This is a genomic window from uncultured Chitinophaga sp. (genome assembly GCF_902168175.1).
Lineage (GTDB): Bacteria > Bacteroidota > Bacteroidia > Chitinophagales > Chitinophagaceae > Chitinophaga.
Genome location: NZ_CABHOU010000076.1, coordinates 262,272 through 283,227 on the forward strand (window position 1 = coordinate 262,272; position 20,956 = coordinate 283,227).

At 48.9% G+C, this 20,956-nt stretch carries 14 protein-coding genes; 9 read left to right on the forward strand and 5 right to left on the reverse strand.

Annotation, left to right across the window (positions count from 1 at the left end):
• The first annotated feature begins 97 nt into the window (after nt 1-97).
• The 7 genes from QZT80_RS18370 to QZT80_RS18400 all read left to right on the forward strand — a co-directional run bounded on the left by QZT80_RS18370 (nt 98) and on the right by QZT80_RS18400 (nt 10,181).
• On the forward strand, nt 98-595 hold the full coding sequence (locus tag QZT80_RS18370; protein WP_295125352.1) for a sigma-70 family RNA polymerase sigma factor: 498 nt from the start codon (nt 98-100) through the stop codon (nt 593-595).
• Nucleotides 585-1,214, forward strand: coding sequence for a hypothetical protein (locus QZT80_RS18375; RefSeq protein WP_295125355.1), 630 nt, complete (start codon nt 585-587; stop codon nt 1,212-1,214). The genes QZT80_RS18370 and QZT80_RS18375 overlap by 11 nt, the downstream gene beginning before the upstream one ends.
• A gap of 131 nt (nt 1,215-1,345) precedes the next feature.
• Nucleotides 1,346-3,418: a glycoside hydrolase domain-containing protein gene (locus QZT80_RS18380; protein ID WP_295125358.1), complete on the forward strand. Its 2,073-nt coding sequence runs from the start codon at nt 1,346-1,348 to the stop codon at nt 3,416-3,418.
• Between the two features lie 38 nt (nt 3,419-3,456).
• Nucleotides 3,457-3,930, forward strand: coding sequence for a PPC domain-containing DNA-binding protein (locus QZT80_RS18385; RefSeq protein ID WP_295125360.1), 474 nt, complete (start codon nt 3,457-3,459; stop codon nt 3,928-3,930).
• 1,045 nt (nt 3,931-4,975) lie between these two features.
• Complete coding sequence (locus QZT80_RS18390; RefSeq protein WP_295125362.1) at nt 4,976-8,050, forward strand: TonB-dependent receptor; 3,075 nt, start codon at nt 4,976-4,978, stop codon at nt 8,048-8,050.
• Nucleotides 8,051-8,078: 28 nt separating this feature from the next.
• Nucleotides 8,079-9,764: a RagB/SusD family nutrient uptake outer membrane protein gene (locus tag QZT80_RS18395; RefSeq protein WP_295125365.1), complete on the forward strand. Its 1,686-nt coding sequence runs from the start codon at nt 8,079-8,081 to the stop codon at nt 9,762-9,764.
• Between the two features lie 27 nt (nt 9,765-9,791).
• Complete coding sequence (locus QZT80_RS18400) at nt 9,792-10,181, forward strand: hypothetical protein (protein WP_295125368.1); 390 nt, start codon at nt 9,792-9,794, stop codon at nt 10,179-10,181.
• A gap of 42 nt (nt 10,182-10,223) precedes the next feature.
• On the opposite strand, the gene QZT80_RS18405 is transcribed toward QZT80_RS18400, so the two are convergent.
• Genes QZT80_RS18405 through QZT80_RS18425 form a run of 5 tightly spaced genes read right to left on the reverse strand, consistent with a single transcriptional unit; the run spans nt 10,224 to nt 17,494 of the window.
• Nucleotides 10,224-12,146 (reverse strand): sialate O-acetylesterase, encoded by a 1,923-nt coding sequence (locus QZT80_RS18405; protein ID WP_295125371.1) that lies wholly within the window; start codon nt 12,144-12,146, stop codon nt 10,224-10,226.
• Nucleotides 12,147-12,151: 5 nt separating this feature from the next.
• The gene (locus QZT80_RS18410; protein ID WP_295125374.1) at nt 12,152-13,231 is read right to left on the reverse strand and encodes a glycoside hydrolase family 43 protein; all 1,080 of its coding nucleotides are present in this window, start codon (nt 13,229-13,231) and stop codon (nt 12,152-12,154) included.
• Nucleotides 13,232-13,259: 28 nt separating this feature from the next.
• Nucleotides 13,260-15,392 carry an alpha-glucuronidase family glycosyl hydrolase gene (locus tag QZT80_RS18415; protein ID WP_295125376.1) on the reverse strand — a complete coding sequence of 711 codons (2,133 nt, stop codon included), beginning with the start codon at nt 15,390-15,392 and terminating at the stop codon, nt 13,260-13,262.
• 34 nt (nt 15,393-15,426) lie between these two features.
• Nucleotides 15,427-16,455, reverse strand: a complete 1,029-nt coding sequence (locus QZT80_RS18420) for a LacI family DNA-binding transcriptional regulator (protein ID WP_295125378.1) — start codon at nt 16,453-16,455, stop codon at nt 15,427-15,429.
• Nucleotides 16,445-17,494, reverse strand: a complete 1,050-nt coding sequence (locus QZT80_RS18425; RefSeq protein ID WP_295125381.1) for a LacI family DNA-binding transcriptional regulator — start codon at nt 17,492-17,494, stop codon at nt 16,445-16,447. The genes QZT80_RS18420 and QZT80_RS18425 overlap by 11 nt, the downstream gene beginning before the upstream one ends.
• Nucleotides 17,495-17,777: 283 nt before the next feature.
• Here QZT80_RS18425 and QZT80_RS18430 point away from each other — a divergent pair, with 283 nt between their 5' ends.
• Both QZT80_RS18430 and QZT80_RS18435 read left to right on the forward strand, forming a co-directional pair.
• A complete protein-coding gene (locus tag QZT80_RS18430) occupies nt 17,778-18,473 on the forward strand; it encodes a LytTR family DNA-binding domain-containing protein (RefSeq protein WP_295125384.1) in 696 nt (231 codons plus the stop codon).
• 178 nt (nt 18,474-18,651) lie between these two features.
• Nucleotides 18,652-20,814: an ATP-binding protein gene (locus tag QZT80_RS18435; protein ID WP_295125387.1), complete on the forward strand. Its 2,163-nt coding sequence runs from the start codon at nt 18,652-18,654 to the stop codon at nt 20,812-20,814.
• Nucleotides 20,815-20,956: the final 142 nt, after the last annotated feature.

Consider the following 20,956-nt stretch of genomic DNA (forward strand, 5'->3'; position numbering starts at 1 on the left):
CTGTTAAGGGGTCCGTTATCCCTTTATGTGGAAAAAAAGACGTCCCCGCCTGTAAGAAAACATCTCCGCCTGCGACTAATGAGTAAACAGCCTGCGCATGGAGAAAGAATTTATGGACCTGGTAAACGATCACCGTGCCCTGATATTTAAGGTGTGCAACCTCTATTGCCAGGATGCAGGCAGCCGTAACGACCTGTTCCAGGAAATTGTATTACAGCTTTGGAAATCTTATCCGTCGTTCAGGAAGCAGTCGGCTGGCAGCACCTGGATATACAGGGTGGCGCTCAATACGGCCATCTCCAATTTCCGGAAACAGCAAAAGTCGCCCGGCAGTTCATCGCTGGATGAAATGGGTTTTGATATACCCGACATGCATCCGTCTGCCATGCAACAGGAACAGGTAGATGCGCTTTACGAGGCGATACAACAGCTCTCCGAAATCGAAAAAGCAATTATCCTGCTGTACCTGGACGAAAAATCGTACGAGGAGATCAGCGCTATTATGGGCATTACGCTCAGTAATGTAGGCGTTCGGCTGAACCGTATTAAACAGAAACTTACTCACCTTATAAAAAGCAAACAACATGGAGCTTGAGGAATTAAAATCCACCTGGAACCGCTATGAGCAGCAGATCACCTCTACGCAGCGGCTGAGTGAAAGGCTGATCACAAGTATGCTGCAGGAGCGGTCGCGTTCGAGAGTGGCAGGAATACGAAGGGAGAATAGCCTGCTGCTGGTATACCTTGTGTTATTGTTAGGCGTACTGGCCGCTATTTTTATCGGTAACCCGTTCGACTTTACCTATGGCTGGCAGTATATTCCGTACGGCTTGCTCTGCGCTGGCGTGATGGCGGCTGTTGCGCGCCTGGTTAAAAACCAGCGGGAGCTCAATACAAACATCAATACTATTGGTCTGGCCCCGTTTCTGAGTAAGGTGATCAAAGGTTACGAGAAAAGCGCCCGGATGGAAACCTGGTTTGGTTTGCTGATGTTTACGGGCGGAGTGGCTACGGTGTTTTCCTTTCTGCCCCATAAATTACAACATAAGGGATTGTGGCCGGCCTTGGGCGAAACAGCGATCGGTGTTGGTATTACGTTGCTCATTTATTTCGTTGCTTTTAAAGCCGGTGCGTTCCGTAACCGGAAGAAAGAAGGGTTTGAGAATGATCTTCGGGAGCTGAACGAGTTGAATGCGGAACTGAAAGGTATCTAACATAGAATAGATAGGGTTATAAAGAAATTAAGACAGGGTATGTTCCAAAAACATATCCTGTCCTGTTTTACAGCGCCCGCTCATCAAAATTAAAGAAATCATCATCACACCCCATTTAATTCCTTCGTATTTTGGCCGCCACATTTGAAACGAAGATGATAATACGACTTACGGGAATAATGCTGGGGCTGACCATACTGGCACTGCCGGCAACCGCGCAGCAGCGTACGCAACAGGTAAATGTTTTCCTCGGCACCTCCGGCGATCATGGGCAGCTTTCCCCCGCGGCCTCCTACCCATTCAGTATGATGAGCATTGTGCCGCAAACTTACCCGGCTATTCATACCGGGTACGAGTATGCGGCTAAACAATACCTTGGTTTTGCGCATACGGTGTTTGAGGGTGTGGGTTGCAGAGGGAGTGGAGGCAACATCCTTGTGAGGCCTTTCCTCGGCCATAGCGATAGTGGTAAATTGGAGAAGGCGGCGCAAGCAGCCTCTCCGGGCTTTTACAGTGTAGCTTTTACCAACCAGGTAAAGGCGGAGTTCACGGTGTTTGAAAAATCAGGCATTCATCATTACCAGTTCCCGGCAGGCCCTAAAGGTTTTACTATTGACCTGAAACATACGCTGGCGAACGATTTTGTAGCGGAGGGACACAGTGTGAGCGGTGATACGGTAAAAGGTTGGATAGAAGCTAAAACGACCTGTAATGCCGGTAAATACCGGCTGTATTATTTCCTTAAGTTCAGCGAGGCAGTAACCATTAGCACTACCGGAGAGCATAGCCTGCGGGTGGTGCCGGCCGCCGGTACCAGGGATATTGAGATGCGTATCGCCCTCTCGTCCGTAAGTACCGACTATGCACAGCAGGCCGTTCCCAATTTATCTTTTACAAATATGAAAAAGGCGGCAGACAGTGCCTGGCAGCAACAGTTGGGCCGTATTTCCGTATCAGGGAATAAAGAGCGGGAGTCGTTGTTCTACTCTTTGATGTACCGCGCTTTACAATCGCCCTACGATATTTCGGAACCTGATGGCACCTACAGGGCTACTGATGGCAGTTTACATCAATCGTCCACCAAACGGTACAATGGCTGGGCCATCTGGGATAACTATCGTACACAATTACCGTTACTGTCGCTGATGTACCCAGGGCAATACGCCGATATGGCTACTTCCATTGCCGAAATGTACCTGCGTGGTAAAAAAGACTATGCCACGCAAACCGAGCCGTCTAACACCGTAAGGACGGAGCATGCGATGGTTGTACTGCTTGATGCCATTCGTAAGGGATATAAGATAGACATTGCCGCCATCCGCGACCAACTGATCAAAGAAGCCGACGGCCTCGACTTCGGTACGCCAGACAAGGCCCTGGAAGCCAGTTATGATACCTGGGCACTTTCGCAAATACTGGCCGCTAACGGTGATACGGGACTTGCGGCGAAGTACCTCGCTAAAGCATTGGGATACAAAACCTACTGGAACAAAGACTTCCGCGATATCAGTAAAAACGATGTAGACAGGATGCAGGCCCGTGGTCTTTACCAGGGTACTATCTGGCAATACCGCTGGTTTGTGCCGTTCGATGTAAAAGGCCTGATCGGTCTTACAGGAAGAGAAGAGGCATTTACGCAACAACTTGATTATTTCTTCGATAACGACCTGTACAACCACGCCAATGAGCCTGATTTACAGGCCCCGCTGATGTACAACGCCACTGCCAAACCGTGGAAGTCGCAGCAACTGATGCACGCTTACGCCGCAGATACTGTAGTGCAATATTACTTCAACGACAACAGCCGCGGAATCGATCCGTTCGTTGACCGTATCTATAAAAACATCCCGCAAAGTTACATCCGTACGATGGACGACGATGCCGGTGCTATGTCGGCCTGGTTTGTATTTACCGCCAGCGGTATTCATCCCGCCTGTGTGGGCTGGCCGGTATATTACCTGAACGTGCCTTTATTTCCCGAAGTAAAGCTACAATGGCCGGGCAGGCAGCCGTTACAGATACGTGTACAGAACTACGCGGATAAAAACGTGTACATCGCTAAAGTGGTATTAAATGGGAAAGTGTTGAACAGGAATTACCTGACACAGCAGGAGATCACCAATGGCGGTACGCTGCTGATCACCGCTTCCGCCACACCGGTGAAAGAGCAGGCAACCGAACGGTGGGTGGCGGAAGTAAAGTAATGGCAAACGATTTGCGTAAAAACGATAAACAGTTTGTTATGCGATACGCCGTACTGAGCTTCCTGCTCCTTTTTACCATTGCTGCCAGCGCCCAGAAATACACCAAAGTACCCACAGGCTACCTGATGGTATTGCAGCAGGGCGACAGTATTATCCCGGAACTGGAACGGTTTGCGGTGAAAGAGAACATCCCGTCTGCTAATCTCACCGCGATGGGATTCGTGAACGTGACCTTCGGGTTCTTCGACTTTAAAACGAAACAGTATACGCCTAAAACCTTTAAGGAGGTGGAAATGGCGGCCATGCAGGGCAGCATTGCCTGGAAAGAGGGCAAACCCAGTCTTCACCTGCACGGCGTGGCTACAGACAGGGAGTTCAAAGCTTACGGCGGGCATATTCTGGAGGGTACGGTGTCTACAGGATCGCTGGAGATAATGATTATCGTGCATGATAAGCGGTTGGAGCGGAGGCGGGATGAAGCGTTAGGGGCGGATGTGCTGAGGGTGGAGTAAGGGAAACCAGCCTGTGATCGGGATGCGCCCGTTCATCCTAATACCTTGTTTTTACGCTGTAACACATCGCCGCTTTTGCTAAAATAGTGTTGCAGAAGGCCGCTGCTAACGTTCGAATGTGTGGGTGCGTACCGGTCCACAAAGTGAATAATATGATCCCCCCTGCCCCCTGATAACCCCGTTTTCTTCCGGCGACCCTATACTCATCCTATATCGATTCTTTATCCTGCTTGTGCACCAGCAAGGGTTTCAGAGGATTTGGATAAAGGATAGATAAAGGATGGTGTACCCTGTATAAGGCCCGCTTGTATAATCCTGCGATTTAAAGGTAGTTAATAGCATGTGTTTGCCTGTAGCCCGCCCCCGAGTTCTTAGTTAAAGCACACTTAGCAAGTGTTACGCAACCGGTTGCGTAACACTTGCTGCTTCTTATGCCGCCAGCAGCGCCTAAGTAGTTATTTAATACATTGATTAATAATGCGTAGTGGTCTTTTTTTCCTGTTGCCACTGGGTATTGCAACATCTGCGGGTTCGTTATCGTACATGGCAGCCCTATGGCCCTTGGGTGAGGCTATTAATGCCAGTGACGTGGCCACAGAGAGATTTAAATAAAAAATACTGCAACCGATTGTGTTTTTTGAAATATTTGCCTATATTCGTTTAACCAAGTTGTACAGACGATACGAACGCTGAAGAATGGCAGGAGCTTTCAGGGTCCGCGTGTTTTGTTTCAGGTAAATTCCGCCGAATCGTATACAGGTTATAGTGTAGCAAACTTGTCCCCGGCATCCCCGATAATTAGCATTACAGATATTAAGATTTCCACGTACGGTAATAAACAATAGCAACAGCAAGGACAATAGTTTTCACGTTAGGTATTATACTTCCGACTCTTTTAAATTGAGAAAAAAGACCAGAATTCCCGGATTGGTTTAACAAAAGCATATAGAACAATACTATCAACTAAGATCGGGCAGCTGATTGGGCCCCGCATTCCCTCCATCAGACAACAATTAATAATCGATTAAACTTCCACACAATGATTATGGAAAAACTGATTCTGCAACGAAACGGGTTAACCTGCGTGGTCCGGCAACTGGCTGGCCGTACGTTGATCGCTTTCCTTGCGATAGTGATAGCCTGTACCTGCGCTATACCTGTATTTGGCCAGCAGCGGACCATTCGGGGTAAAATTACCACCACCGCAGGCGAAATGGTGCCGGGAGCTTCCGTGCGCATTAAGGGTACATCTACCGGCACTACCAGTAATGCCGACGGGGTGTATAGTCTTGCTGCTACCAAAGGGGCTGTGTTCATAATTTCTACTATGGGCTACACCGAAAAAGAAGTAACCGTGGGCGATGATGCCGAAGTAAACATTCAGCTTGAACTAAGTTCTAAAGAGATAAGTGAAGTGGTGGTAGTGGGATATGGTACACAGCGTAAAAAAGATGTAACCGGTGCCGTGGCCAGTGTTAACCTTGAAGTATTACGCAATGCACCTAACACTAACATTGCGCAATACCTGCAGGGTACCGTACCCGGGCTCAACGTGGGTATAGCCACCAGTGCGGGTGGCACACCACCTATCGCCATCAGGGGCAGGGTCACCCTGAGCGGTAACCAGAGTGTACTGATGATACTCGATGGTATCCAGTACACAGGTTCATTATCTTCCATTAATCCGGATGATATTGCCAGCATTGATGTACTGAAGGATGCCAGTTCTACAGCAGTATACGGGGCACAGGCGGCTAATGGCGTGATATTGATCACCACCAGGCGCGGTAACCCTAACCAGAAACCGCGCATTGCTCTATCGTCTGCCTACTCTGTTCAAAAGCCAACGATCGGTAACATGAAACCGTACGATCGCGAAGGGTTCCTTAAACAGTTAACAGAATCGTTTTACGATAAAGCGTATATGGGGCCTGATTTTACAACACCTAACCCTGCCTTTAATCTTTCACAGTGGGCAGATGCGGTAATGCGCGACGGTAGCGGTAACCTGCTTCCAAATAACTACAACTGGTTTGAGGCAGGCACTAATACGGGCTCTGTATTCGAAACGAACCTGAGCGTTTCTGGCGGCGGCGAAAAGTTCAATTACCTGCTATCGGGCGCCTTGGTTGATCAGAAGGGGTACATCATTAATGATATCTTTAAAAGAAAATCGATAAGGGCTAATATTGAGGCCCAGCCGGCCAAGTGGTGGAAGGTGGGATTGTTATCGTCTGCCTCTTTTGTAAACCAGGACGGGGCCGAGCCTAACTTCGGCAGCATATTACGTATGTCGCCCTTACTGGTGCCGTACGATTCTGCCGGTAAACTGATCCCTTTCCCTACCAACACTTTGGAGCCAAGCCCTTTTACTACTTATTATGTGGATGATTATGATCGTAAGGATTATTACTTCGCTAATATATTTACGGAGATTGATTTTCCTTTTTTGAAGGGACTGAAATACCGCATGAACTTCGGTAATAACTACCGGTTGCAGCAGCACTACTTCGCCAGCATTTATGATGCCGGACAAACAGGCCGTGCTTACAAAGACATCCAGAGTTATTATGATTATACTTTCGATAACATCTTAACCTATGCCAACAGTTTTGGTCAGCACGATGTAACGGCCACTTTACTATATGGCGCTGTGGAAAGAATGTTCAACAGCACTTTTTCGGAAGCACGCGGTTTCACACGCCTGAACCTGAGTTACAACAATCTCGGACTGGGCACCAACCAGTTCGCCAGCTCCGACGCCTGGCAGGAGTCGCTCGAGTACCAAATGGCCAGGGTCAACTACAAGTTTAGGAACCGGTACCTGTTAACGGCCACTGTTCGCCGCGATGGTTTCTCCGGTTTTGCCAGGAACTATAAATCGGCCATATTCCCTGTGCTGGCTGCAGGCTGGGTAATATCGGAAGAGCCTTTTATGAAGAACGTAGCACCGGTGAACTTCCTGAAGCTGAGGGTGGGCTATGGAGAAAATGGTAACCAAACGGCCAGGTATACATCAATCGCCAGGGTGACTACGAGCGCTGCCTATGTGTATGGTGATGGTGGTACTACCGCTTTCGGCCAGCAGGTAAGCTCGTTGGGTAACGATAACCTGAAATGGGAACGTACGCGTGGCTTGAACATCGGAACGGATTTCGCACTGTTCAATAATCGCCTCGGTGGTTCGCTGGAATACTATCATAATGAAACCACCGATCTGTTATTCAGTGTGGCCATCCCATCTTCCTCGGGCTTCTCTAATGTAAATACAAATCTCGGCCAGGTAAACAACAGTGGTTATGAAGCTGCGATTACTTATAAATTCATCGAGAACCGGGACTTTAAATGGAGCGCCAACTTCAATTTCGCTTCCAATAAAAACCGGATCGTAACACTTACGGGTGTTGATGCAAACGGGGATGGTAAAGAAGATGATCTCATTTCGAGTAACCTGTTTGTCGGTAAATCTATCGGGGCTATTTACAATTACCAGACGGATGGCATTTATCAGCTTGCGGATACAAGACTGCCAGGTTTTCCCGCAGGGTCGGTGAGAATTATCGACCAGGATAAGGATAATGATATTACTGCTGAACGGGATCGCGTGTTTCTTGGTCGTGCCGAACCAGCTTACCGTATGAGTTTGCTGAATACTTTTGAATACAAAGGGTTGCAGTTGACGGTATTTCTGAACTCCGTACAGGGCGGCAACGAAGGTTTCCTCGGCAACAATAACCCGGCCTACTACCGCGAGGACAACAGCATTAGGATAAACTACCTGCATGGCATGGACTTCTGGTCGCCCAACAACCCTAATGGCAAATACCCACGCAATATATCGGGCAGTCGCGCCAAGATAGAGCCGAATATGTATGCCGACAGGAGTTTTGTAAGGCTGCAGGACGTATCGCTCTCTTACAACTTTACCACCGGCATTGTTAAAAAGCTAAAGGCCCAATCCATCAACCTGTATGTAAGCGGTAAAAACCTGCATACCTGGACGAAGTGGGAAGGCTGGGACCCCGAAGCGAACGATGTGGATGGTAATGCCACTGGTCTTACCGTTAACGGCCGACCCGTGTTAAGAGCCTTTACGCTGGGTGTAAACATAGTTTATTGATCAACCGCTACCGGTTAAAAATAATTGTATGAAAAGAGTTTATAAAATATCACTGCTGATACTGCTGCTGGCAGGCGGGTCCTGTAAAAGGAACTTCCTCGATGAAAAAGCACTGTCGTTTCTCAGTACCTCCAATGCGTTTAAAACAGCCGATGATTTTAATGCTTCGGTGAATAATTTGTACGGCCTGGTGCGCACCGAATTCTATTCCTCCAGCGACTGGCAGCCTATGCACTACCTGTACCGTACGGATGTGGGCGTAGAGGTGCCGGTAGGCAGCAATCCCAACCTGGCAGCGGAGTTCGGCCCCAGTGGTACACTGTCTAACAATCACTGGACGCAGATTTATAAAATTGTGTCCGAGGCCAATACGGTGATCAGCCGTATCCCTTCTTCCTCCTTATCGGCGGCCGATAAAGTTGCCTTCGAGGCTAAGGGCAGGTTCTTCAGGGCATTTGCTTACCGCACACTGGCCTACCTGTTCGGTGGTGTTCCACTGGTAACCGAAGAAATTCAGGGAGAGAAGACTGACTTTACCAGGGCTACAAAAAAAGAAGTACTTACCCAGGTGATAGAAGACCTGAAGTTTGCAGCGGCGAACCTGCCTGCCATTACAGATGTAAGGGACGGGGAGATATCCAACCTCGTGGCTCAGCACTTACTGGCCGAAGTATATATTGCCGACGGGCAGTTCCAGAACGCGATCACCGCCGCTACGGTAGTCATCGATGATCCGGCTACAGAGCTGATGAAAGCCCGTTTCGGCGCACGTCAGTCGGTTACGCCCGGCGATGTATATTGGGACTTATTCCAGGCCAGAAACCAGAACAGGAAGTCGGCCGGCAATACCGAAGGCTTATGGGTAATACAATTTGAAACCGATGTGCAGGGTGGTGGTGCTACCGCCACTGCTATGGCGGGATCTTATCAGCTGGAAAGGGTGCATGTGCCATTGTTCCGCGATATGCGTGTAAATGGTGTGGCACTTTTCCTGTGGCCGGTGGGGGATTATACGGGCGGTAGGGGCGTAGGTTTTCTGCAACCCTCCAAGTACTTCGCGGATACTGTATGGCAAAGCGATTTCGCGAACGATATCAGGAATGCGAACCACAACTTCGTGAGGGATTTCGTAGCTACTAATCCGGCCAGTCCGTTTTATGGGCAGACGATCTCTACTAAAAATCCGCCGGCCGGTGCGGGTATTACGTTCCCTTCGCGTGTGTTTTATCCTTATCAGTCAAAAGCTACCACTCCCTTTAATCATCCTGCAGGTTTGTACGTAAACCCGGGTTCGTCCGACCCGGTGCGTAAGTACGAAGTGAAATCTTCTGCAGGCGGTACTTATACCGACCAATACATGTTCCGCCTCGCAGAAACATACCTGCTGCGTGCCGAGGCTTATCTGGGCGCAAATAACGCCGGACTGGCCGCTGCGGATATCAATGTCGTAAGGTCCAGATCGAACGCGTCTGATGTACTGGCTGCTAATGTAACTGTCGATTATATTCTTGATGAACGTTTAAGGGAGTTTGGAGTAGAGGAAAAAAGAATGCTTACGCTGATGCGCCTGGGCAAACTGTACGACAGGGTGGTAACACATAATCCATTTTATGGTGTGAACATGCAGCCCCGTTTTAATTTGTGGGCCATTCCGCAGCAGGAAATTGAAAGGAACAGGGGCGCTAAACTCGAACAGAATCCGGACTATCAATAGCAATTATCAAATACGTAGAGGAATAAAATGGGGAGGGATGATCACATCTCTCCCTGTTTTAAAAATGATGAACATGAATGGATTTTATACCGGCTGCCTGCTCCTGACGGGTTGAAAATGAAGGGCGATGGGTCAGACCTTTTGTTCATCACGCTTCACCTCGAAGATGCAAACGGCCTGCCAGTGCCGGATGCGGACCATCTTATACAGTTCGAAATATCGGGCCCCGGAGAAATAGTAGCGACGGATAACGGTAATGCGGCCGATCTTATCGCATTTTCATCTACCCAAAGAAAAGCATTTAATGGCCTGGCACTGGTAATTGTACGGGCAAAACGGGGAAGTAAAGGGCCAGTTATCGTAACTGCCCGATCAGCGGGATTAAAAACAGCGAACATTACACTCAGTTTTTATTAGATAAATGTTAAACAAAGGGCCGGAATACTCCAGCCCTTTTTATTATTTATCGGTCCTGAACGGAGACGCCGGTAATCCCTCTTTGTTATACAAATTAGGCTGCACGGGGTTGTCGGCCCAGGCATATCTTACAAATTTTGGCGCTTTAATGTCTTCGTGCCATACAATGAGTTTATTGTTACTGATACGCGCTTTCGCCCACACAAATTTCTTGTCGGCACCCGCTATGGCCACATCGCCGGGCGCCTCGCCATCAATGGTAATTAAACCACTGCCGGTATCGGTAAAGTGGATGATAATGCTGTCGTTCGTTATGTCGGCCGACTGAAACAGTGGCCCGGAGGCTACGATTTGTTTGTCGCCATATGCAGTTCTTTGCGCGAGTAAGGCCAGTCTGTCGCCTACATCTTTTTTCTTATCAGGATGCACATCGTTCCATTCTCCAAGATCTATCGTAACAGCCATACCGGTATTGGGTTGCGAAAGTGCTTTGAACTGCGCTTCCCTTGTAGCTGCCCAGGAGCTTTCACCTGGCAGGTATTTCATCTCCATGTAGTTCGGTAGCTGAACCCAAAAGAAGGGTAAGTCGCCTAAGCCCCACTTGCCACGCCAGTCGCGGATGAGAGCGGGCATTAAATCGGTATACGCTTCCGGCGCGCCGCCATTCGCTTCGCCCTGGTACCAGAGGAAACCTTTTACGGTGTACGGAACTGTGGGGGCCAGCATGGCGTTATAGAGGGCGGCAGGACTGTAATGTGCAATAAATACAGGGGCGGCTGGTTGTGGTGTAAATGCATCACCTACTTTGTACAACCAGGTGCCTTTAATGTCGAGTGTATCTTTTCCGGCGCTGATATAGTAAGGTTTATCTGGCATAAAACCTCCTTTGCCGTTGTCATTAGTGACTTTGACTGTGATGATGTTTTTGCCGGCCTTTAACACTCCGGACTCCAATGGATATCTCCTTTGCGGATATCTATAGCTGGTAGTGCCCACCTGTTTGCCATTGATATACACCAAATCGGCATCTACAATCCTTCCTAAAGCCAGTTTTGCCGGCACATTCACCATTGATGCAGGTACGTCTATTTCGCGGCGGTACCATACAATGCCATCGAGATCTTTGATGCCCTGATCTTCCCAGTAACCGGGTACGTTGATGGGGCGCCAGCCTTTAGGTACGTAGTTTTCATTGTACCAGGGCGTGCTGCCTGTAAGGCCAAGGTCCTGCGGTTTCGGGCGACTGGCATTAGCGGCTGCTATTTTGCGTTTTAAGTCGTTGATGTAGGCAGTGTCTTTATTTTGCCTGATCGTTTTTGTGATGCCGGGGAATGCGGAGAGCCCTTCTTCGCTTGTCCAGGCTTCGATTGGTGTACCGCCTATGCTGGCGTTGATCAGACCAATGGGCACTTTATAACGATCGTATATCTGTTTGGCGAAGAAATAGGCCACGGCAGAGAATTGTAATACATTCTCAGGATCGGCGGCTTTCCAGGAGCCGGCGGGCAGGTCGTCGTGCGGCGCCTGCAGGTCGGTCAACATCGGTATGGCGAAGTGCCGGATGTTGGGATTGGCGGAAGCTGCGATTTCTTTCTCGTACCGCTCCCGGTGCAGCGCCACCTGGTGAACCATGTTCGATTGTCCTGAGCAAATCCATACATCACCGATCAGTACATCTTTTAGTGTGATGTGATTGCTGGCGTCGATATTGATCGTGTAAGGACCTCCGGCTTTGGTGGGAGGGAGAAAAACCATCCATTTGCCGTTAGCGCCGGTGGTAGTTTTGTAGGTTTTGTTGTTGAATTTGATGGATACTTTTTCTCCTGCACCGGCCCATCCCCATAACCTTATTTTTGTATCGCGCTGTAGTACCATGCTGTCGCGCACTAAACGGGGCAGCTTTACCTGTGCGGCTGCGGTTAACGAAAGCAGCAACAGGGCTGTTGGCATCAGTAATTTGTTCATAGTTTTTACTTCGTGGATTTTATTGTTTGTATACTCCCATCATCGTTATAGTGCAGCTCCGTTACTTTTACATTCCGTAAATGTGTTTTACCCGATAGTTGCACATCGTGGTAGAAAAGATACCACTTTCCGCCGGTTTCCAAAATAGAATGATGGCTGGTCCATCCCTCCACGGGTTCAAGTATTACGCCTTTATAGGTAAATGGGCCGTACGGACTGTCGCCAATGGCATAACAAATATTGTGGGTGTCGCCGGTAGAGTAGGAGAAGTAGTACTTGCCTTTGTATTTGTGCATCCAGGGGCCTTCGAAGAAGCGGTGGTCGTTGTTTTTCTCTTTATAGGGATTGCCTTTTTCGTCCACCAGTTGCAGTTCTTTTACCGGGCCGTCAAAGCTCTTCATGCCAGCGTTCATTTTCGCTACGCGTGGCAATATGGCAGGTTCCTCCGGTTGACGGTTGCCAGCTGTGGAGTCGTAAGTATTGTTGTTCCAGCGTTGCAGTTGCCCGCCCCATATACCACCAAAGTACAGGTAAAAACTGCCATCGTCATCCCCGAATATACAGGGGTCAATGCTGTAGCTGCCTTTAATGGGTTCTTTCTCAGGGGTGAATGGCCCTTCTGGCTTACTGCTGGTGGCTACACCAATCCGGAAAATACCTTGTTTGTCCTTAGCCGGGAAGTAGAGGTAATAGGTGTTGTTCGCAAAAGCAGCATCCGGGGCCCATAACTGGCGGCCTGCCCATGGAACGTTCTTAATATCCAGCGCAACGCCATGGTCCGTCACCTGCCCACCCACAGTATCCATGGACAGGATATGGTAATCGCGCATATCGAAATGACTGCCCAGGTCATCCTCCTTTGTTCCCGTAGCGGTATCGTGCGAATTATAGATGTAAAGCCTGTTGGAAAATACATGCGCGGAAGGGTCGGCGGTGTATATATGCGAAACGAGTGGTTGGGAGAGATATGTTTTCTCCGGTTTTACAGGGGTGGAGTCTGCGGCCGCTTCTTTCGTTTGTCCGCTATTGTTACAGGCAGCACTCATGGCGAGCAGGCCTGCAAAATAAAAAGAACGATGTTTCATACGTAAGCTTTAAGGTTTTGATAATTGCTTATTGCCCATTGCCCGGGGCATATGGGAAACGTAATTGCTGATAGTATTCCAGTGTTTTGTCGGGTTGTTCGTATCCCGTAGGTAAAGGCCTTCTGGAGAATTGTCCGAAGTACAACAGGCAGGCGTCGCGCCACCAGGTGGCTTCTTTCACCTGGATGTCCAGCAGCATACTTACCTGGCTGAAACGTTCCTCATCCACCAGCCCCTTTAACCCCTGCCATTGCTGACGGATGGTTTTTACGGCGTCCACACCCGCGTAATAGTCATGGCACAGTTCTTCCCAAAGCGTTCGGCCTGATCTCATTTTATGTTGCCAGGGTACATGATGGAACCAGAGTAAATATGCTTCCGGACAAGTGTTGATGTTCTCGTACAGCTGCCTTACCTGTGGTGCATACTGAGCCAGCGCATTACTGCCCGTGGCTGTCCTGTTAAACCCAATGCCCACCGTATCTGCCTGGTGATAATACACCGGGTTCCAGTCGGCCCTGCCCGCATTGCTCACCCATGGCGCCGGCCCGTAATGGTGACCGGTACCCATAATATGATGCAGGCCCAGTGGTGTCATATAATTCACCAGCGCCGGGTAAGAGGCCAGCATGATATTACGGACCGCATTAACAGTGGTTTTATGGTTGCCGAATGATTGTTTTATCCATTCGTCCGCTATTGCTGTGGCAGACAGTTCATGGTCCCAGGCCAGTCGCCCGAAGGTATACCAGTTAGCCTGGCCGAACGGATGGCCTGTCCAGTTAGCATCATTGCCGATATTGGCTACACCGGCAATGCCAGTCATTTTGTATTGATGCAAACTGCCGTCGATTACGCGGGCCACTGTAGACCCTTTGCCCTTTTGCCAGGTGTCTGCTTCCAGCGCTTCTTTGAACATCTGCGCTTCATACAACAGGTGAGTGCCTTGTCCCAGGTACTCCTGCGTCACCTGGAACTCCATCATCAACGGTGTTTTGGGCATAGCACCAAAGAGAGGGGAGAACGGCTCCCGCGGCTGGAAGTCGATAGGGCCGTTTTTAACCTGTACCAGTACGTTATTGCGGAACTGGCCGTCGAGCGGTTTGAATTCGTTGTAAGCCTGTTTGAAACGGTCTTCAGGTGTTTCGTTCGTATACACAAACGCCCGCCACATTACGATACCGCCGAAAGGCGCCACCGCATCGGCCAGCATGTTAGCCCCGTCGGCATGGGTCCTTTTATAGTTCTGCGGGCCAGGTTGCCCTTCTGAATTGGCTTTTACGAGAAAACCACCAAAGTCGGGTATGATGTCGTATATCTCCTTTGCTTTTGTTTTCCACCAGGCCTGCACGTCTGCATCCAGGGGATCGGCAGTTTTTAAACCGCCTATTTCTATGGGGGCGCTGAACCTGGCCGTCAGGTAAACCCTTATGCCGTATGGGCGAAACACCTTTGCCAGTGCGGCTACTTTTTCGAGATAAGGGCGCGTTAGCACCAGTGCATTCGCATTTACATTGGTCAGTACCGTACCATTAATGCCAATAGCCGCATTAGCCCGGGCGTAGTCGATGTAGCGCTGGTCAATATAGTCGGGCAGCGTGTGCCAGTTCCAGATAGAGATGCCCGAATATCCTCTTTCTACATAACGGTTCAGGTTATCCCAGTGATTTAAAATGCGGTGTTGGATCTTAGGACTGCTTTTGACGGTGGCCAGGGGAACGGGTTGTTGTGTTTGCAGCAGTCGCAGGAAGTGATACACGCCGTACAAAATACCTGCGTCCGTATTAGCGGATATAACCAGGCGATTGCCTGCCTGCCTGATCACGAATCCCTCTTTCCCCAGTTGTGTAAAATCTTCAGAGGGAAGTAGTTCTTGCACCTGTTTGCCGGCGCCTGCGATAATGCCGATGCTCATAAAACTCCCGGCAGTATCTACCGGCTGGCCTAATATGGTGCGCAAGCCCTGTTGCAGTTCAGTGCGGGCAAGGTCGAGGGTAGGGGAGCCGCCCTGTATATGTATAACAGGAAAGGCCCGCCTGTATTGCTGCAGTAGCGCCGGGTTATCTGTTTTGGTATAACGTATCCAAAGCCCGTCGTGATGACCGGCACGGCAGAAGTGGAAAAGCACCAGGAATAAAATGGAGCAACAAGTTGTTTTCATAACGGAAATCATAAATGGTTTAACTGGGCGGGTATCATGTTTTTTTCAGTGATGACCGGCGTACGAGCAACTCCGAGCGCAGTATAATTGTGTTCGTATTGGTAATAGGCGAGGTACCGTTCAGGTGATTGATCAGTAACCGCGCCGACACCTGCCCCATTTCATAACCACCGTAATTAATAGTCGTCAGGTTAGGCTCAATCACGGTGGCGACGGGATCGTTGTTGAAGCCCACAAATGCAATGTCTTCCGGTATACGGATGCCTTCCTGTTTCAGGGCCAGCATACAGCCCACGGCGCAGCTATCGTTCGCCACAAACACACCGTCGGGCATCGGTTTCATGTTCAGTATCTGTTTGGCAGCCTCCGTGCCCGCACCTTGCGTAAGGTCGGTAATGATCGTCTGCTCGTCCTTATATTTCAGTTTGAAATCAGAGAGAGCGTCTTTAAAGCCTCTCAGGCGGTCTTTGTACACGTTTTGTCTTGGAGGCGCGGTAATATGCACAAGCCGCTTACATCCCTGTTCTATCAGGTGTTTGGTGGCATTGTAGCCGGCCTGGCGGTTATCGATCAGTATGCTCGTGGAGTTTTCATGTTCCATTACACGATCAAAGAAAATGACGGGTGTATTCTTTTTGAAGAAAGGATCGAAATGTTTCAGATCGGCGATGTCGTAAGCCAGCGATACCAGCAGCCCGTCTACACGACTGTTAAACATCGTCCGGGCATTGTTCGCTTCTTTATCAGCCGATTCAGACGACTGGCTGATAATCAGCGAGTATCCATGTTCGCTGGCCACATTTTCCATACCGGCTATTACCGACGACATGAAATTACTGTTCAGCCTGGGAATGATCACCCCGATGGTATTGGTTCTCTGGCTGCGGAGGTTTTTGGCGAAGTGATTAGTCTGATACCCCAGTTCCAGTGCCAGGTCGGCAATACGTTTTTTGGTTTTTTTACTGATGAGGGGATGGTCCTGCAGGCCACGACTCACCGTGGTGGCCGATATCTTCAGTTTTTTGGCAATATCGTAGATAGTCACTTCTTTTTCATTTGCCATAATGTGGTGCTTGTACGTTCTTTAAAGATGATTCCCGTACGATCAGCTCCGACCGTACTACGATGGTATTGGTTTGGGTGATGCGGCTTACGCCGTTCAGGTGATTGATCAGGTAACGCGCCGCAATTTCTCCCATATCGTTGCCCGGGTAGTTGATCGTGCTAAGGGCCGGTTCTATCAGTTTGCCAATAGCATCGTTGTTAAATCCAACAATCGCAATATCCTCCGGGATGCGGACGCCGTGTTCCTTCAATGTACGCATACAAACGGCCGCTACAAAATCGTTCGTCACAAAAATTCCGTCAGGCAAGGGTTTCATTTGAAGCACCTGCATGGCGGCCGTTATGCTGGCCTCTTCGCTGAGGTCTGATACCAGCAGCAAACTTTCATCGGCGACGATGCCATGGTCTGCCAACGCATCGAGGTAGCCTTTGTAACGTTGCGAATACACGTTTCGCTGCAGACTGGATGTAATATGTGCTATTCGTTTACAGCCCTGGTTTAGCAGGTGTTGCGTGGCTATGTACCCGCACTTTGCATTGTCGATGATCACCACCGTGCTGTTGCCATCCTGCTCCACACGATCAAAAAAGATAACAGGAATGTCTTTATCGATGAACGGTTTGTAATGTGCCAGGTCTATGGTATCGAACGAAAGTGAGGCGATAAGCCCGTCCACTCTTTTATGAAAAAGGTTTTGGGCATTAGCCGCTTCTTTAATGTAACTTTCGGAGGAGTGGGCAATGATCAGGTCATATCCGCCTTCGGTGGTTACCTTTTCGATCCCAGCCAGTACCGAAGTAATAAAGTTACTTTTTAATTCATGTACAATTAAACCGATCGTTTTCGTTTTCTGCTGGCGGAGGTTACGTGCAAAGTGGTTCATACGGTAACCCATCTGGGCTGCTTCGTCGAATATCTTTTTTTTCGTTTTTTTGCTGACAGAGGAGTGGTCCTGCAAGCCACGGCTTACCGTTGCAGGGGAAATATTAAGCCGCTTGGCAATGTCGTAAATGGTAACTTCTTTGTCGTTTGCCATACAATCGCTTGCATACAGGGTGAATGTAGCTAATTTAAGCTTTATTATGAATATTTTTATACAATCGGTTGCGTAATGTATAATGTTCTCAGATTGGTCATTCCGGCACCCGGTTACAGGATGTTTCCATCTTCCATTATTTTTAGCGATATTTCGCCAGATTATCCATTTGTTAGTGATATTTCGTTAATCTTTGGAGCCTGAATGTTCGTTAAACAAATTAATATCAGTTAGTTATAACTGTGGCAGGCTATTTGGAAAAGGCCCCGCGAAACTACACAGCATGACCAGCCTTATAATAGACGATAACAAGATTGCGCGCTCCGTATTGCAGGAACTGGCCTCACAGATAGAGGGTATTACCATTGCCGGTGAATGCAGTACGGCCATGGAGGCCTATAACTTCATCAAACGTCAGCCGGTAGACCTCCTGTTACTCGACATCGAAATGCCCGGTATGAGTGGATTGGAGCTAACGCAGAACCTCGGTGCAGAACGTCCGGCCATCATCTTCACTACTTCAAAAAAGGAATATGCCGCTGAAGCCTTCGAGCTGAACGTGGTAGATTACATCGTAAAACCAGTAACGCCCGCCCGTTTTATGCAAGCCATGGAAAAGGCGCGGGAGGTGATTAACAGCAAGCGCGAAGCTGTGGAAACAAACGAAGATGAGTTCATCTTCATCCGCGATTCACATGTAGTTCGCCGCCTGAAGCTCGACGACATATTGTTTGCGGAGGCAATGGGCGATTATGTAAAACTGTTCACCGCCCAGAAGTTTTATGCGGTGTATACATCGTTAAAAGCGGTAGAAGAGAAACTGCCCGCCCGCCTGTTCCAGCGCGTTCACCGTTCGTATTTAGTAGCAATTGCGAAGATAGATACATTGCAGGGCGGCGTTATAACAATTGGCGAACACTCCCTGCCAGTAGCCGATGCTTACCGCAAAGCACTGAATCAGCGCATGCGGATACTTTAACCGGCAAAAATGCCGTTCCGGCGAGTAAAACCGGCTAAGGGGCCAGTAGCAATATCGTCACTCCCATAATTGCCGACATTTACAGCAGCAAGGGAATCAATTTATAGGCAGTAAAGACGCTGGCCGGGGCAAAAGTTAAGGCCCCGGCTTTTTTCTTTAGGCCGCAAACCAGCAATTCATGACGCAAAAACGGTTCATCTACCTTATTACAGCGGCCTTTTTTACAGGTACGCTGTTAATCGTTTATATTCACTTCAATGCCTCCCGCAACATCTCTAACCTTATTAACGGTAATGCCAAACTGTTGCGGGAACTAAACCTGGGCAAAGGTTTGGGCGAGGTGGAACGGGATATTATCTGGGTAGAAAGCCGCATTCGCGCTGCCATTGCCACCGACGACACTTCGCACATCGAAGGCGTAAACCGTAAGATCGAGGAAGTGGAACACCTGCTGGATACCATCGAAAGTGCGAACGTAGACCCTGCCGCCGTAAAATATATCGATCGGCTGGGTTTCCTCGCGCGCGAAAAACTCAAAGCAAAGAATAAGCTAATGCACGAGTTTTTCGAGCACGGCCGTATGGACGATACCAGCCTCATTGCCAATCCAAGAGCCAGGGAAATATCAAACGAAATCAGCCAGGTTACTAAAGCAATTTACGACAGCCGCCAGTCGTATCTTACCATGTTGAGCGGCGATATAGAGGCGGATGGGAAAAAGGCGCAGCAATGGAATATCGTCCTGATCGTAATTGTAGTGCTGGCCGCCGGAGCTGTATTGCTGTTTATTATCAGCCGTTATGGCAAACAAAGTGCGCTCATCGTTCGCCTGGACGCCTCGGAGAAAAAGGTGCGCGAAACAGCTCAAATTAAAGAAAACTTCCTGGCCAACATGAGCCACGAAATACGTACGCCGCTTAATGCCATGCTCGGTTTTACTAACCTGCTGAAGGTAAGGCAGCTTGATTCGCAGTCGCACCAGTTCGTAACGGCCATACAAAGCGCCGGCGAAAATTTAATGAGCATCGTTAACGATATACTCGATCTCTCCAAAATAGAAGCGGGTATGATGCGTATAGAAACAAGCGCTTTCAGCATCCGCGGACTGTTCCATTCTATCCAGACATTATTTAGTGAAAAGATAAAGGAGAAGAGCCTGAGCCTTTCTATAGATATCGATAAAACGATCCCTGATACACTGGTGGGCGACCCGGTAAGACTTACACAAATACTCGTAAACCTCATCGAGAACGCCATCAAGTTCACTGATAAGGGCGGCGTAACCATACGGATAAAGAACAGTGAACGTGCGGACGGGCAAATTACACTGGTATTTATAATCAATGATACGGGTATTGGGATCGATCCTAAAAAACTGCCTGATATTTTCGAACGTTTCCAACAGGCTGAAGATTCGATCACGAGGCGTTATGGCGGTACCGGGCTCGGACTTTCTATCGTAAAGAAACTGGTGGAGCTGCAGCACGGCTCTATCGGTGTGACGAGTATTCCAGGAAAGGGCACCGAATTCCATTTTACCATTCCTTACCGCATTTCTACGCAGCAATACACCTTACAGCAACCGCAGGACATTACCGCGTTCAAACGCGAAGGCAGCACGCCGGTACATTTATTGGTGGTAGATGACAATCGCATGAACCAGGAACTGATGCGTCACCTGCTGGCCCAGTGGGAGTTGTCGTTCGACGTAGCCGGCGATGGTGCAGCAGCACTTGAACTGCTAAGAACGAAAAAGTATGACTTAGTACTAATGGATATCCAAATGCCGGGTATGGATGGCTATACCGCAGCTCAGTCTATCCGCCAGCAGTTACACCTCGATACGCCGATCATCGCGATGACCGCCCATGCTATGGCCGGCGAACGTGAGAAATGCCTGAGTTACGGGATGAATGATTATATATCCAAACCCGTAAATGAAAGTATCCTGCACGAATTGATACTGAAGTTTACAGGCACGCCAACGGAGGAGGCCGGGCTGGAATACCAGTTTATCAATTTAGGATATCTTAAATCAATCAGTAAAGGAAACAGGAGTTATGAAAAGAAGGCCTCTGCGCAGTTTATAGAAATGGTGCCCGAAGAGTTGCTGCTGATGACACAGGCCATCGTGCAGGACGATCTGCCATCACTGGCGCGGGCGGCTCACAATATGAAAACCAGTGTATCCATCATGGGCCTCACCGAACGCCTGCAACGCCTGCTCGATTTGCTGGAGTATACGAACGATAAAAATATAGCAGCGCAGGCGCTACAGGAGCTGTCGGTTATTTGCCGGAGCGCACTGGATGAAGCGCGGCATTTTCACGAAAGATGTTAGGAAAAAGGGATGCCGGAGCATCCCTTTTTTATTTACCGAGCGGTATTGCCTGTTCAACGAGTAATGGTTGATGAACGATGCGGAACAGAATATTTTCACATTGTAAAAACAACAAACGCTTTTCAAACCACCTAAACATTGA